The organism is Corallococcus sp. CA054B, from assembly GCF_003611625.1.
Classification (GTDB): domain Bacteria; phylum Myxococcota; class Myxococcia; order Myxococcales; family Myxococcaceae; genus Corallococcus; species Corallococcus coralloides.
In genome coordinates, this window is record NZ_RAVY01000067.1 from 1 (window position 1) to 14,966 (window position 14,966).

13 protein-coding genes and 2 pseudogenes are annotated in these 14,966 nt (G+C 69.7%); 12 read left to right on the forward strand and 3 right to left on the reverse strand.

Translation table 11 applies throughout. The features are described 5' to 3' along the window. The first annotated feature begins 64 nt into the window (after positions 1-64). From D7V80_RS18095 to D7V80_RS18140, 10 genes are all read left to right on the forward strand, one after another. Positions 65-733, forward strand: coding sequence for a peptidylprolyl isomerase (locus tag D7V80_RS18095; RefSeq protein WP_120589354.1), 669 nt, complete (start codon positions 65-67; stop codon positions 731-733). After that, positions 730-1,287, forward strand: a complete 558-nt coding sequence (locus D7V80_RS18100) for a peptidylprolyl isomerase (RefSeq protein ID WP_120589355.1) — start codon at positions 730-732, stop codon at positions 1,285-1,287. The genes D7V80_RS18095 and D7V80_RS18100 overlap by 4 nt, the downstream gene beginning before the upstream one ends. Before the next feature lie 83 nt (positions 1,288-1,370). Next, positions 1,371-2,324 carry a GTPase Era gene (gene era / locus D7V80_RS18105; RefSeq protein WP_120589356.1) on the forward strand — a complete coding sequence of 318 codons (954 nt, stop codon included), beginning with the start codon at positions 1,371-1,373 and terminating at the stop codon, positions 2,322-2,324. A gap of 70 nt (positions 2,325-2,394) precedes the next feature. Further along, a complete protein-coding gene (gene der, locus D7V80_RS18110) occupies positions 2,395-3,804 on the forward strand; it encodes a ribosome biogenesis GTPase Der (RefSeq protein ID WP_120589357.1) in 1,410 nt (469 codons plus the stop codon). Positions 3,805-3,902: 98 nt separating this feature from the next. Next, a complete protein-coding gene (locus tag D7V80_RS18115) occupies positions 3,903-4,712 on the forward strand; it encodes a tol-pal system YbgF family protein (protein ID WP_370452509.1) in 810 nt (269 codons plus the stop codon). Between the two features lie 46 nt (positions 4,713-4,758). Beyond that, positions 4,759-5,898, forward strand: coding sequence for a PQQ-binding-like beta-propeller repeat protein (locus D7V80_RS18120; protein ID WP_233585471.1), 1,140 nt, complete (start codon positions 4,759-4,761; stop codon positions 5,896-5,898). Then, positions 5,895-6,332 (forward strand): (deoxy)nucleoside triphosphate pyrophosphohydrolase, encoded by a 438-nt coding sequence (locus D7V80_RS18125; protein ID WP_120589359.1) that lies wholly within the window; start codon positions 5,895-5,897, stop codon positions 6,330-6,332. Before D7V80_RS18120 ends, D7V80_RS18125 begins: the two co-directional genes overlap by 4 nt. After that, the gene (locus D7V80_RS18130) at positions 6,332-7,207 is read left to right on the forward strand and encodes a ribonuclease H-like domain-containing protein (protein ID WP_120589360.1); all 876 of its coding nucleotides are present in this window, start codon (positions 6,332-6,334) and stop codon (positions 7,205-7,207) included. The genes D7V80_RS18125 and D7V80_RS18130 overlap by 1 nt, the downstream gene beginning before the upstream one ends. Positions 7,208-7,275: 68 nt before the next feature. Next, entirely contained in the window at positions 7,276-8,271 is a 996-nt protein-coding gene (locus D7V80_RS18135; protein ID WP_147447133.1) for a hypothetical protein, read from the forward strand. A 69-nt stretch (positions 8,272-8,340) separates the two neighbouring features. Further along, positions 8,341-9,222 carry a DUF3014 domain-containing protein gene (locus D7V80_RS18140; RefSeq protein ID WP_233585467.1) on the forward strand — a complete coding sequence of 294 codons (882 nt, stop codon included), beginning with the start codon at positions 8,341-8,343 and terminating at the stop codon, positions 9,220-9,222. Positions 9,223-9,225: 3 nt separating this feature from the next. Here D7V80_RS18140 and D7V80_RS18145 read toward each other — a convergent pair whose 3' ends face one another. After that, entirely contained in the window at positions 9,226-9,783 is a 558-nt protein-coding gene (locus D7V80_RS18145; RefSeq protein ID WP_120589363.1) for a hypothetical protein, read from the reverse strand. A 211-nt stretch (positions 9,784-9,994) separates the two neighbouring features. On the opposite strand from D7V80_RS18145, the gene D7V80_RS18150 reads away from it, so the two are divergent. Next, positions 9,995-10,411 carry a DUSAM domain-containing protein gene (locus D7V80_RS18150; RefSeq protein ID WP_120589364.1) on the forward strand — a complete coding sequence of 139 codons (417 nt, stop codon included), beginning with the start codon at positions 9,995-9,997 and terminating at the stop codon, positions 10,409-10,411. 240 nt (positions 10,412-10,651) lie between these two features. After that, complete coding sequence (chrA, locus tag D7V80_RS18155) at positions 10,652-11,812, forward strand: chromate efflux transporter (RefSeq protein ID WP_120589365.1); 1,161 nt, start codon at positions 10,652-10,654, stop codon at positions 11,810-11,812. Between the two features lie 65 nt (positions 11,813-11,877). Here chrA and D7V80_RS18160 read toward each other — a convergent pair. After that, positions 11,878-12,968, reverse strand: a pseudogene (locus D7V80_RS18160) (RCC1 domain-containing protein); the annotation flags it as partial. A gap of 15 nt (positions 12,969-12,983) precedes the next feature. Then, positions 12,984-14,906 (reverse strand): annotated as a pseudogene (locus tag D7V80_RS42825) (MopE-related protein); the annotation flags it as partial. Positions 14,907-14,966 lie beyond the last annotated feature (60 nt).

Here is a 14,966-nt window from a genome sequence, read left to right on the forward strand (position 1 = left end):
CCCTTGGAGGGGGAGGGGGGTGGGGGGTAGGGTCCGCGCTTTCCTGCCCTGGAGGCTGTCCCGTATGCACCGTCTTCTCGGTCTCACCGTGGCGCTGGCCGCCGTCGCGGCGTTGGCCGCCGAGCCCGCCGTGGGCCCGTGGACGAAGAAGGTCCAGGCCGGCAAGGACCTCTACGCGACGCTGAAGACGAGCCAGGGCGTCATCACCGTGAAGCTCTTCTCCAAGGACGCGCCCCAGACGGTGGCGAACTTCGTGGGCCTGGCCACGGGCGAGAAGGCCTGGACGGATCCGAAGACGGGCGAGCAGGTGAAGGGCAAGCCGCTCTACGCCGGCACCGTCTTCCACCGCGTCATCCCGGGCTTCATGATCCAGGGCGGCGACCCCACCGGCACCGGCAGGGGCGACCCGGGCTACCGCTTCGCGGACGAGTTCCAGAGCGGCCGCAGCTTCGACAAGCAGGGCCTGCTGGCCATGGCCAACGCGGGCCCCAACACCAACGGCTGCCAGTTCTTCATCACCACCTCCACGCCCGCGCAGCTCACCGGCCGCCACACCATCTTCGGCGAGGTCGTCACCGGCTACGACGTGGTGGAGCAGATCGGCAACGTGCCCCGCAGCGCCCAGGACCGCCCGCAGACGCCCGTGGTCCTGGAAACGATTACGCTGAGTGAAAAGGCGCCCAGGAAGCCGGCCACTCCCAAGCCCGCCGCCCCCAAGAGCACCCCGCAATGAGCTTCATGGAACAGGCCCGCGCGGGCACGGAGTTGTTCGGCACCTTCCAGACCACGGAGGGGCGCATCGTCGTGCGCCTGTTCTCCAAGGAGTCGCCCAGGACGGTGGAGAACTTCGTGGGGCTGGCCACCGGCGAGAAGACCTGGACGGACCCCATCACGTTCCAGCCCCAGCACGGCCGCCCGCTGTACGACGGGACGCTCTTCTTCCGCTGCATCAAGGACTTCATGATCCAGGGCGGAGACCCGACCAGCCGGGGCAACAACGGCCCGGGCTTCCGTTTCGAGGATGAGTTCCAGGGTGGCCGGCGTTTCGACAAGAAGGGTGTGCTGGCCATGGGCAACACCGGCCCCAACACCAACGGCAGTCAGTTCTTCATCACCGCGGCGCCGCAGCCCCACCTGGACAACCGGTACACCATCTTCGGCGAGGTGGTGGAGGGGCAGGACGTGGTGGACCGCATCGCCAATGAGCTTCCCAAGGATTCAAGCGACCGTCCCCGCAGGGACGTGCGCATCCAGACGTTGACCATCTCCACGGCGCGGCCTTCGTAAGCAGTCCGCCGCCGTACCCTGGCAGTTCCCCCGGGGCCTTCCCGTCGTCGAGGTTGGAAGGCCCACTGATCATCTCCGGAAGTATGGCCTCCCAGTCCCAGAAGAAGACCCCTCGCGCTGGCTTCGCCGCGCTCATCGGCCGGCCCAACGTGGGCAAGAGCACGCTGCTCAACGTGCTTACGGGCGAGAAGATCGCCATCGTCTCGCCCAAGCCGCAGACCACCCGCAACCGCATCCTGGGCGTGGTGACGCGTCCAGAAGGGCAGGTGGCGTTCATCGACACTCCCGGCATCCACCAGGCCAAGGGAGAGCTCAACCGCTACATGGTGGAGGCCGCCCTCTCCGCGGCCGAGGAGGTGGACCTGGTCCTCTTCCTCATCGAGCCGCCCCAGGGCGAGACGCTGGACGTGACGCCGGGCAACCGCGCCATCCTCGAGCGGCTGCAGAAGGTGGGCAAGCCCACCTTCCTGGTCATCAACAAGATCGACTCCATCCCCAAGTCGAAGCTGCTGCCGCTCATCGCGCTCTACGGCCAGGAGTTCCCCTTCGCGGAGGTGGTGCCCATCTCCGCGCGGGAGAAGGACGGCGTGGAGCACCTGTTCCAGGTCGTGCTGGGCCACCTGCCGGAGGGCGAGCCCCTCTTCGCGGAGGACATGCTCACGGATCAGCAGGAGCGCGTGCTGGTGGCGGAGTACATCCGCGAGCAGGTGCTTCGGCACTGCCGCCAGGAGATCCCGTACTCCACCGCCGTGCTGGTGGACGTGTTCGATGAATCCGAGCGCGAGCCGCGCCCCGGCACGCCCCCCGGCCAGCTGGGCGGCCTCATCCGCATCGCGGCGTCCATCTACGTGGAGCGCGACAGCCAGAAGGCCATCCTGATTGGCAAGCAGGGGCAGATGCTGAAGCTCATTGGCACGGACGCTCGCAAGTCCGTGCAGCGCCTGCTGGGTGCGCACGTGTACCTGGACCTGCGCGTGCGCGTGGAGGCTCGCTGGAGCGAGCGCACCGCGGGGCTGAGGAAGCTGGGTTACGAGTGATGTCGCCGCTGAAGTCCGTGCCGCTGACGTCGTTGCCTTCGAAGTCGTCGTCGCTGTCGAAAGAGACTCCATGAAGCCGCTGGTCGCCATTGTCGGTCGCCCCAACGTGGGCAAGAGCACGCTGTTCAACCGCCTGGTGGGCCGCCGCATCGCGCTCGTCGAGGACCAGCCCGGCGTCACCCGCGACCGGCACTACGCCGACGCGGAGTGGGAGGGCCGCGCCTTCACCCTCATCGACACGGGCGGCTTCGTCCCCGGTGAGAAGGACACGCTGCTCAAGCAGGTGCGCGAGCAGGCGCAGTTCGCGGTGGAGGAGTGCGACGTCATCATCTTCGTGGTGGACGCCCGCGCGGGCATGACGACGGCGGACGAGGCCGTCGCCAACTACCTGCGCAAGGCGGGCAAGCCCGTCGTGGTGGCGGCCAACAAGCTGGACAACGAGTCCGGGCAGATGCAGTCGCTGGCCGGCGAGTTCTTCCGCCTGGGCCTGGGCGACGTGAACGCCATGTCCGCCGAGCACAACCTGGGCATGGGCGGCCTGATGGACTCCGTGGTCTCCAAGCTCCCGGAGAAGCAGGAGGGCGAGGACTCGGATGCGCCGCCGGACGACGGGAAGATCCGCGTGGCCATCATCGGCCGGCCCAACGTGGGCAAGAGCACCCTGGTCAACGCCATCCTCAAGGAGAAGCGCGTCGTCACCAGCGAGGTCGCCGGCACCACGCGTGACCCCATCGACTCCGAGGTCACGTACAAGGGCAATCAGCTCATCCTCACGGACACCGCGGGCATCCGGCGCAAGAAGACCATCGCGCACCAGGTGGAGCAGTACTCCGTCATCGCGGCGCTGAAGGTCCTGGAGCGCAGCGACGTGGCGGTGCTCTTGATGGACGCCACGGAGCCCGCGGTGGACCAGGACGCGAAGCTCGCGGGCCTGTCCATGGACCGGGGCCGCGCGCTGGTCATCGTCGTCAACAAGTGGGACCTCATCGCGGAGGACAAGCGCCGCCAGGAGGCCTTCCGCGAGGATCTCAAGATCGCCCTCAAGTTCGTGGGCTACGCGCCGGTCATCTTCACGTCCGCCCTGCACGGCTCCAAGGTGGAGAAGGTCGTGGACGTGGCGGTGGAGCTGGCCAAGCAGTTCCGCTTCCGGGCGCCCACCCCGCAGCTCAACAAGCTGCTGGATTACATGGTGGACAACAACCCGGCGCCCATCGTGAAGAGCAAGCCGCTGCGCCTGTACTACATCGCCCAGGTGGCGGCGGCCCCTCCGACGTTCACCCTCACCTGCAACGAACCGCAGGGCGTGCCGGACATGTACAAGCGGTACATCACCAACCAGATCCGCAAGACGTTCGACCTGCGGGTCCCCATCCGACTGCTCTTCCGCGAGCGGCCAGGCAAGGCCAAGCGCGAGGCGCGCAAGAACCCGCACCTGGCGGGCAAGGGCGGCAAGGGTGGGAAGCGGGCAGGGCGCGACTGACCGCGCACACGCGTTGACACTCCCAGCGGGCGCTCTTTACAGTGCGCCGCTTTCCCAGCAGAGCGAAGAGCACCGTCGAGCCGGAGAGAGGTCCCTTCATCGTGGCCCAGCAGAAGACCGAGAAGATTCGCCAGCAGGAGCTTCGTCAGCCGGACGCTTTCCAGAAGGCGGGAGCGGACGCGCGAGACTGGCTGATGCAGCGCCAGAAGTTCCTCGCCATCGGCGCGGGCGTGCTCGTGCTGGGCGCGGTGGGCGTGGCCATCGCCAGTGAGGTCTCCAAGCGCGGCGAGGAGCAGGCCTCCATGGCCCTGGGCCAGGCCCTCACCGTCCTGGATCGCCCCGTGACGGGCGTGGACCCGGTGGACCCGTCCGCCACGGAGCCCCCGTTCGCCACGGTGCAGGCCCGCGACGAGGAGGTCGTGAAGCAGCTGGCCGCCTTCCGCAAGGAGCACGGCGGCACCCGCTCGGCGACGACGGCCGCCCTGCCGCAGGCCAAGGCCGAGTTCCGGCTGGGCAAGAACGACGACGCCCTGGCGTCCCTGGAGGTCTTCCTCAAGGACGCCCCGGAGAACGACGCCCTGCGCGCGAGCGCCCTGGAAGGCCAGGGCTACGCCTACGAGGCCAAGGGTGACTACGCCAAGGCCATCACCTCCTTCGAGGCGATGGAGAAGGCGGACACCGGCGAGTACCTGGTCGGCATGGGCGCGTACCACAAGGCGCGCATGCTCATCCTCCAGGGCAAGAAGGACGAGGCCGCGCAGGTGCTCTCCAAGATTCCGACGGACCACCCGAACAGCGCCGCGGCCCGTCAGGCCACCGAGCGCATGGCGGTGCTGGCCGCGGAGGGCGTGAAGGTGCCCACGCCGGCGCCGCCCGCCGCGACGGCCACGGACGCGGGGCAGCCGTAGCGCGCTCATGACCATGCGGCTTGCTCGGTGGAAGCGGTGGGTGGGAATGGTGGCCGGGGCAGGGCTCCTGGCCGGGTGTGCGACGGCGCCGCTGTACGGCAACCCGGAGCTGCCCGCGGCGCCCCGTCAGCCGCCGGTGGACTACTTCCAGGTGGACTGGTGGACGGGGCTCCTCGACAAGGTCCCGCTGCTGGAGTACTCGCCGCGCGAGCCCGCTTCTCCGGTGTACGACCCGGAGAGCCGGAACGTCGTGGTGCAGACGCGTGACGGCTACATCCGCGCGGTGGGACCGGACGGGAAGGTGGCCTGGTCCCTGCGCACGGGAGCCCGGGCGCTCGCGGGCGGCTTGGCCAGCGAGGGCGTCATCTACCTGCCGGGCGGTGACGGCGTGCTGTACGCGGTGGATGGCCGCACCGGCGCAGTGAAGTGGAAGTACGCCACCAACGAGTCCCTGGCCACGGTGCCGGTGCTCGCGGACGGCCTGGTGCTGGTGGCCACGGACACCGACACGGTGTTCGCGGTGAAGGCGACGGACGGCACGTGGGTGTGGCAGTACCGGCGCGATCCGCCGTCGGGCTTCACCGTCCGGGGCGCCTCCGCGCCGCGGGTGGACCAGGACACGGCGTACGTCGGCTTCTCCGACGGCTTCCTCGTCGCGCTCAAGGTGGAGGACGGCGGCGTCGTCTGGGAGAAGTCCCTGTCGGGCGCGGGCACGGAGTTCCTGGACGTGGACACCACGCCCGCCATCGACTCGGCGGGGCGGCTCTATGTGGCCTCGTACAAGAACGGCCTGTACGCCCTGGAGGCGGACACCGGCGCGGTCATCTGGAACGCCAGCGTGGGCGGCCTGACGTCGCTGCTGGCGCGGGGCGAGGTGGTGTTCGCCACCGGCGACGGCCGCGTGGACGCCTACCTGGGGGAGACGGGAAAGCTCATCTGGTCGCTCCCTCTCAAGGACAGGACGGCGCTCGCTCCGGTGTTGGCCAGGGGAATGCTCCTGGTGCCCAATGAGCGTGCGCTGCTGTTCGTGGACCCGACGACGGGCAAGTCGCGCATGGCCTGGAACCCGGGCGTGGGCATCTCCGCGCCGCCGTTCGTGGTGGGCTCGCGGGTGTACGTGCTGTCCAACAACGCGTACCTGTACGCGCTGGACATGAACGACGTGAAGAAGGGGCCGCGCGGGTGACGCGCGCCGTGCCCCGGACGGTGCGGGTGGTGGCCGCGCTGATTCCCCGGCCCGGTCCGGAAGACGGCGGGCCGCGGTACCTGGTCCAGCAGCGCCTTCCCGGTGGGAGCCGCGCGCTCCTCTGGGAGTTCCCCGGCGGCAAGGTGGAGGCGGGCGAAACGGACGAGGCCGCCCTCGCGCGCGAGTGCCGCGAGGAGCTGGACGTGGAGCTGTCCGTGGGCCGCCGCCTGTGGGAGGGCCGGCACACGTACCCGGACCTCACGGTGGAGCTGGTGCTGTTCGCGGCCACGCTGGTGTCCGGCGAGCCGAAGCCGCTGGGCGCGCACCAGCTGGCGTTCCACACGCCCACGGAGATGCAGGCGCTGCCGTTCTGCGAGGCGGACATCCCGCTCCTGGACGACCTGTTGGCGGGAAGGCTGGGTGCGCTCGATTGATGCTGCTGCACACGTTCCAGCTCATCCCCGGCGTGGGGCCGTGGCGCGAGAAGGACCTGTGGTCCAAGGGCATCCGGACCTGGGATGACTTCCCGGACGGCGGCATCGTCATCAGCCGCAAGGCGGACACGGCGGCCCGTGAGCGCATCGCGGAGGCCCGGGCGGCGCTGGCCCGGCGCGACTTGAAGGACCTGGCCCGCATGGTGCCGCCGCGCGAGCACTGGCGCCTGTTCCCGGAGTTCCAGGACGACGCCGTCTACTTCGACATCGAGACGGACGGCAGCAAGACGCAGGTGCCCACGGTGGTGAGCCTGTTCGACGCCGAGGGGCTGCACGTCTACATCCAGGGCCGGAACATGGACGCGCTGCCGGAAGGCCTGGCGAAGCGGCGGCTGTGGGTGACGTTCAACGGCTCGTGCTTCGACGTGCCGGTGCTGAAGGAGTACTTCGGCGCGAAGAGCTTCCCGGTGCCGGAGGCGCACATCGACCTGCGCTTCGTCACGCGGCGGCTGGGGATGGGCGGCGGGCTGAAGGAGATTGAAGACAAGCTGGGCGTGGGGCGGCCGCCGCACCTGAAGGGCGTGAACGGCTACGACGCGGTGCTGCTGTGGCGCGCGTACCTGCGACGCGGCGACGTGGAGGCCCTGCGCTACCTGGTGGAGTACAACCTCTACGACTCGTTCCAGCTCCGGTCGCTGATGGACCTTGCGTACAACAAGGGCGCGGACGACCTGAACCTGGACGTCCCGCGGCTGAAGGTCTTCGAGCGCGGGGACCTGCTGTACGACGTGAGCCGGCTGCTGCTGGAGCTGGGCCCCACCGAGCGTGACCTGGACACGCTCGCGCGCGTGCGGGCCATGGAGCAGGATTCCTGAGCGGCCAGGTCGTGCCTTGGGTGGGCAGGCCGCGGCCCGGCACGCCGTGGGGCATTCCCAGCCGCCGCGTGGCGCTGACCCGAATCACGACGCTGCCGGTGACGGACGCGGAGTGGGCGGGCGACGGCTTCGTGCTGCCTCCCACCGGCGAGGCCGTGGGGCTGGCCTTGGGCGTGCGGCGCCTGGCCGTGCTCGGGGCGCGGGAGTCCTGGCCGCCAGGGCGTACGCTGGAGCTGCCCAGGACCGCGGGGCTCGTGGCGCTGCATCCGTCGCTCGGGTGCGCGGCGGTGCTGGGGCCGGGGCGCATCGAGATGGTGGGCCGGGCGCTGGATGGAAGTCCGGTGGAGACGCCCGCGCGGGCCTGGACCCGGCACACGCAGGCCCTGGGGTTCGACGTCACCGGCGAGAGCCTCTGGACGAGCGGCGTCCAGGACGGGCGGGCTTCGGTGCGTGTCCTGGATGCCCGAACGTTATCGGACGTGGCGGGGACGGAGGCGGGGCTCGAGCTCGACACGCCGGTGCTGGGTGAGGACGACCTGGACGGGCTGCACGAATGGATGCCGCATCCGAGCCTGCCGGTGATGGGCGCGGCGGTGAGCCTGGGCCAGGAGGGCACGTGGCTCACCTTCGTGGAGCGCGGCGCGGCCGGGCTCGTGCGTGGCGCGGCGGTGGCTTCGGTGGAGGCGCCGTTCTATCCGGCGGGGTTCCTTCCGGACGGCTCGGGCTTCATTGGCGTGGGCGGCACATGGGTGCGGCGCTGGACGTACCCGGAGGCCACGCTGGCGGCGGAGTTCCTGCTGCCGGAACAGGGCACGCTCGCCACGGGGTACAGCGGGCTGGTGACGGAGCGGGCGGTGCTGGTGGCGGTGGAGGACCTGTTGGAGGCGGGGGAGTGGTACCTGCTTCAACTGGACCCGGACTCGCTGCGGCCCGTGTGCGCGTGGGAGCTGCCGTTGTCCACGGAGGCCGTCACGTCGGTGCACCTGCTGCCTGGCGGATTCATCCTGTCGCCGGAGGACGGCCAGCTCTGGCGCCTGCCGGACGAGGTCCTCGAGGCGCGGTGAACACAGACGGCGCGGATTGTTCACGCGCGCGTGGAATGGCTCAAAGGCCTGTCTGTAATGTCCGGGACCATGAGCGATCCGAACTTCGTGAATCAGGGCCCTGGAGCCATTCCGCCGCCACCGGAGACCGAGCCGGCCAAGACTCCGTCGCGGAGCAAGGTCCTGGGCATCCTGGTCGCGCTGATGGTCGTGGGCGTGGTCGGTTCGTACTTCGGCTTGAAGCGCCAGTCGGAGGCGCCGCCCGTGGTGACGGCGCCGCCCGTGGTGGACGCGGGCGTGGCGGAGGTGCCCGCGGAGGTGTCGCTGCCGGAGAGCGACGGACGCATCCGCGATCTGGTGGGCAAGCTGTCGGTGGACCCGGAGCTGGCGAAGTGGCTTCAGGAGCGAGACCTGGCGCGCCGGTTCACCGCGTCCGTGAGCAACATCGCGGATGGTGAGAGCCCTCGGGCCTCGCTGTTGTTCATGGCGCCCGTGGGGGCGTTCCAGGTGGGCGCGGCCGGGGCGAATGGGCGCTCGGAGATCGCGCCGCTGAGCTACGCGCGCTACGACCTGGTGGCCCGGGTGCTGGGGTCGCTGGACGCGTCCGGCGCGGCGATGGTGTACCGGGAGCTGAAGCCGCTCATCGACCAGGCGTACCGGGAGATCGCGCCGCCGGATCAGGGCTTCGAGACGGCGTTTGGCCGGGCCATCCAGCACCTGCTGGCGGTGCCGGTGCCGAAGGGGCCGGTGGAGGTGGAGCCCAAGGGCGCGCTGTATGTCTATGCGTCGCCGGAGCTGGAGGGGCTGAGCAAGGCCCAGAAGCACCTGTTGCGGATGGGCCCGGGGAACATGCGGCTCATCCAGGCGAAGCTGCGGGAGCTGCGCACGGCGCTGAACCTGCCGACCCCGGCGCCGGCCACGCCCGAACCGTTGCCGGATCAGGCGCCGGGGCAGTCAGAAACCCAGGAATGACGGCTACTTGGACTTCTTCTTGCCGCCCTTGGCGGGCGGCGGAGGCGGCTTGGGCTTTTCCTTGTCGCCGATGATCTGGAACGAGGCCCGGAGGTCCTCGACGTCGCGGCCACGCGAGTCCTGGAACGACGAGCCGGTCTGCGAGTCCACGACGAGGGTGTACGAGTAGCCGGTCTTGAGCGGCTGCGGCAGGTGGATGCGGTACACGAGGCCGTCATCGGCCTCGGACACGGAGTCATCGGAGACCATGGCTCGGTCGGCTTCGTCCATGAGCCGGACGCGGTAGTTCTTGAGGCCCAGGGTGCTGCGCAGCTCCAGGTCGGAGGTGGGCTCCACGAGCGGTTTTTCCTCCAGGGCCAGGGGGATGAGCGCGGAGCCGCCATCCGGCGACTGGTACTGGAGCGTGAAGACCACGGCCTCGGGGCCCGAGTCCGGGACCGCCGTGGCGCCGGTGACGCCGCCGTCCACGGGGGCCTGGGCCGTCTTGTCAGGGCAGCCCGTCAACAGGGCCGCGGTGAGGCCGCAAAGCGCGGCGAGTCCGGTTCGTCGGAAGAGGCGCATGGGGCGGCAAGGTACGTTCCGGAACCGGGCTCGGGAAGCACGAGATTCCACGGGCCGGTTGGTGGCCGACGGTGGCGCCTTGCCGTGCTAACAGTTTTAGCCCGATGAGCATGATTCGCTGGCTGACGTATGCCAGGTGCCAATCCACGAAGAAGCCGCACTGGGGTGGGCCTTGTGGCGCGTGCATGGAACGCTGCAAAGGCCAGCGGCAATGGCCGTTCGATATGTGCGGGCCGGGGGTAGCACAGTGACGTCCGATGATTGGCGGAAGGTGGTCGACCTGGGCCTGGCGCTCGCGAACGGCGCGGACCTGCCGCAAGACCCCGAGATGCCTGAGCTCCTGCGAAGGATGGCTCCGCAGGTGGGGATGACCCGTGCAGATGCCGACTCAGCACTAGCGAGCGCTGCGGATACGGCCTCGCTCGTGAGGGAGATTCATCGACGGACGCGCGAAGGCTCGTATCGCCTCGGGCGCGCATTTGGTGCGTCCGACTCACTCAAAGCGAGCGGGGACCGGGCAGGGGCGCGGAAGGTGCTTGAGCACGCGATGGCGGCGGAGGTCGTGCCGCTTTACCGGGCGCAGATCCAGGCGTACCTGGACCATGTCGATGAGCCCGATGACACCTGAGCGGTGCCGAGGAGCCGGTCCGGGTCGGTTGCGCGGACGTCCAGGGAGGTCCTGGGCGGGCCGGGGAAGCGCCTGGAATCCTTGGGGAACCCCTAGTCGAAACGTCTGATAAGAAGCGTTATGTAAACTAAGCCTCTGGGGTCCCATGGGGGTTCGTTGAGGCCCGTTCCCTGCCCGGCGCCGTGGCACCATTCGCCGCGATTCCGCCGGTTCCGGTTCATCACGAGGCTCCTACGGCGCATGGACTCAACGCATTCCCGCGACGTTCCTCGGGGCTCGCTTGGTGAGGTCGCGCGGGTCTTCCTCCGGCTGGGGCTGACGGCCTTTGGGGGCCCCGCTGCTCACATCGCCATGATGGAAGACGAACTCGTGCGGCGGCGCCGGTGGCTGCCCCGTGAGGAGTTCCTCGACCTGCTGGGCGCCACCCACCTGATTCCTGGCCCCAACTCGACCGAGCTGGCCATCCACCTGGGCCACCGGCATGCCGGCTGGCCCGGGCTTCTGGTCGCCGGCGTGTGCTTCATCGTCCCGGCGATGCTCCTGACGCTCGCGGCGGCCTGGGCCTACGTGCGTTTTGGCACCCTGCCGCAAGCCGGCGCCCTCTTGTACGGCGTCAAACCCGTCATCCTGGCCGTGGTGCTCCAGGCCTTATGGGGCCTCGGCAAGACGGCCCTGACTACGCGCCCCAGGATCGCCGTGGCCATTGGCGCGGCCGTGGCGAGCGCTCTGGGTGCCAACGAACTGCTCATCCTGGCCCTGGCCGGCGGTTCCCTGGCGGCCTGGAGCCATTTTCGGTCCTCCCCCGAGTCCAGATCGGCGCTCCCGCTGACGCCGTTCGCCTTCCACGGCCTCACAGCCATGGCTGCCACGGCCCCCGTTCCGGCCAGCCTCGGCGGCCTCTTCCTGTTCTTCCTCAAGGTCGGCAGCGTGCTGTTCGGCAGCGGCTATGTCCTCCTGGCCTTCCTCCGAGCGGACCTCGTCGAGCGCTGGGGCTGGCTCACCGAGGCCCAGCTCCTGGACGCGGTGGCCGTGGGCCAGTTCACGCCGGGCCCCGTCTTCACCACGGCGACGTTCATCGGCTACCTGGTGGGCGGCACGCCCGGCGCCGGTCTCGCGACGCTGGGCATCTTCCTGCCCGCCTTCGTCTTCGTGGCCCTCAGCGGCCCCCTGATCCCCCGGCTTCGCCAATCCCGGACCGCGGGCGCGGTGCTCGACGGCGTCAACGCGGCCTCGCTGGCCCTCATGGCCGTGGTGACCTGGCAGCTGGGCCGCGCGGCCCTGGTGGATGGTTGGACGGTGGCCCTGGCGGTGCTTGGCGCGGTGTTGCTGCTCCGCTGGCGGGTCAACTCGGCCTGGCTGGTGCTGGGCGGTGCCGCAGTCGGGCTACTGCGTACCTGGTGAGCGATATTCAAGAGCCAAGCCTCCTGGGCGCCTGCTGAATGCAAGCGCCCAGCGACTCATCAAAGGCTCAGGCCCGGCACCTGGTATGGCGTGAGGCGCCAGTTGTTCGTCCCGTCGCCGAGCTGGCCCGTTCCATTGTTCCCCCAGGCCCAGACGGTACCGTCTTGCTTCATGGCGAGCGAGTACCAGGTGCCAGCGGAGATGGCTGCGACGCCCGTCAATCCCTGCACCTGCACGGGCGTAAGGCGCTGGGAGGTGGTTGTCCCGTCGCCGAGCTGGCCCAATCCACCGTTCCCCCAGGCCCAGACGGTGCCGTCCTGCTTCAAGGCGAGCGTGTGGGCGCCGCCACCAGCGAGGGCCGTGACGCCCGTCAAGCCCGGTACCTGCACGGGCGTAAGGCGGTTCCTCGTCGTCCCGTCGCCGAGCTGGCCGGTGGCGTTGTACCCCCAGGCCCAGACGCTGCCGTCCTGCTTCACGGCGAGCGAATAGCTGGGGCCGCCGGAGCTAACGGCGAGGGCCATGACGTCCGTCAAGCCCGGCACCTGCACGGGCGTGAGGCGCTGGGTGGTGGTCCCATCGCCGAGCTCGCCGTATGCGTTGTTCCCCCAGGCCCAGACGGTGCCGTCCTGCTTCAAGGCAAGCGTGTGGAGCAATCCAACCGCGAGGGCCGTGACACCCGTCAAGCCCGGCACCTGCACGGGCGTGAGGCGATGGATGGTGGTCCCATCGCCGAGCTGGCCAGAGTAATTGTTCCCCCAGGCCCAGACGGTGCCGTTCTGCCTCAAGGCGAGCGAGTTGTTGGAGCCACCAGCAAGGGCCGCGACGCCCGTCAAGCCTTGCACTTGCACGGGCGTGTGGCGCTCGGTCATCGTCCCGTCGCCGAGCTGGCCGGAGTAGTTGCTCCCCCACAGCCCCAGACGGTGCCGTCCTGCTTCAAGGCAAGCGAGTTGTGGCTGCTGGCGACGATGGCAGCGACGCCCGTCAAGCCCGGCACCTGCACGGGCGTGAGGTTCTGGGTGTACGTCCCGTCTTCGAGCTCGCAACATCCGTTGATGGCGCCCCATGCCCAGACGGTGCCGTCCCGCTTCAAGCCGAGCGAGTGCTGGGAGCCAGCGGCAACGCCGCGCCGCCAGGAAGTGAAGCACGTGGGGCCCATTCCTTCATCCACGATGCCATTGCAATTGTTGTCCTTGCCGTCGCAGACCTCCGGCGCGCCAGGCTTGATGGCAGGGTTGGTGTCATTGCAGTCACCTGCATTCGAAACGTGCCCAGCAGGCTGGACGCATGCCTGCACCGCCTGCGACGTCAAACCGTAGCTGTCCCCGTCCTGGTCGCGGTACCACGCCTGGAACGGCACCCCGTCATCCACCTGCCCGTCGCAGTCATTGTCCTTGCCGTCGCAGACCTCGCTGGTGGCCCCCTTCGTCGGCACGCACTCGATGCCGCCATGCGTGCAGTACGTGATCCCCTCGCCGCACACGCCCAAGTCCCCCGTCGCGCACGCCTGGAGCCCTCCCGGGTTGCCTTCGTCCACCTGGCCGTCGCAGTCGTTGTCCAGGCCGTCGCACTGCTCGGCGGAGGCGGCCTGGCGCTGCTGGCACACCACGCTGCCGTTCGCGCACGCCGTCACCCCCGCCGCGCACACGCCCTGCTTCCCCGTCGCACAGTTCCCTGCTCCGCTCGGGTTGCCGTCGTCCACGGCCCCGTCGCAGTTGTCGTCCACGCCGTTGCAGGTCTCCGCCGCGCCGGGATGGGTGGTGGCCGTGTAGTCATCACAGTCGAGTTCCTCCACGAATCCTGGGGAAGGCTCGCAGGCCTGCTCCGCGATGTACTCATCCCCGAAGCCGTCCATGTCCCCGTCGAAGTAGAAGGTGTTGGTGATGAGGGCCGTCGCCGGCGCCGCCACCGGCGTCGTGGAGGTGCTTCCCATCCCGAGCTGCCCCTGGCCGTTGTTGCCCCATGCCCAGACGGGGCACCCGGGCCGCAGCGCCAGCGCGTGTTGAGCTCCAGCCGCCAGCGCCGTCGCGTCCGAGACGCCCGTCACGCCCACCGGCGAGGCGCTATTGGCCGTGCCGCCGTTGCCCAGTTGGCCCGACGCGTTGTGGCCCCAGGCCACCGCCAGGCCGTTGCCGACGAGGGCCAGGGAGCTGTTGTGCCCCGCGACGATGGCGGTCACCGCGAAGACGCCATTCACCGGAATGGGCGTCATCACCGGCGTAGAGCTGGTGATGCCCGTGCCCACCTGGCCGAGGGTGTTCTGCCCCCACGCCCACACGTTGCCGAACTGCTCATCGACGATGAGGGAGTGGCCCGCCCCCGCGGCCACGGCCTTCGCGCGCGGCAGCCCCGCCACCAACACCGGGGCCATCACCGCGCTGCTGGTGGCGCCGGTGCCCACCTGGGCCGACGTATTCAGCCCCCATCCCCACACCTTGCCGTCCGCATCCAGGGCCAGCGCGTGGTTGACACCCGCGGCCATGGCGCGCACGGTGGGCAGGCCCTGCACCACGCCCGGCGTGGCCACCGAGGCGCTGGTGCCGCCCGTTCCGACCTGTCCGGAGCTGTTCTGGCCCCAGGCCCACAGCCGGCCATCCATGCCCAGCGCGAGTGAGAAGTTCCCGTTGGCCGCGATGGCTTGGATACCGGTGAGCGCCGCCACCCGCGTGGGGACGAGCACCGTGCCCCCCGAGGTCCCCAGGCCCGCCTGGCCGGAAGCATTCTGGCCCCAGGCCCACACGTTGCCGTCCACGTCCAACGCCAGCGAGTGGGCGACGCCCGCGGCAATGGCCTTGATGGTGGGCAGTCCATTCACCTGGGAGGGCTGGGACTGGGGCGTGCTGCTGGTGCTGCCCGTGCCCAGCTGTCCGGCCACGGCCTGCCCCCAGGCCCAGACCGAGCCATCCTTCCTGAGGAACAGCGAATGGTAGGCACCCGCGGACACGGCCTGCGGCACCTTCACCGAGGTGAGCGCCTCTGAACCAGCTCCGGTGCCGATGTCGCCGTCAGTCTCCGGCTGCTGGCCACCGCACCCGGCCAATGCCAGCACCAGGCCCAATGCCAGACACGCCAGCCCGCTCCGACTCGCTTGTTTCATGGACTTCTCCCCCGGGTGTAACTGAATGGGCCTCTTCGAGAGGCAAGCCGCTACCACGCG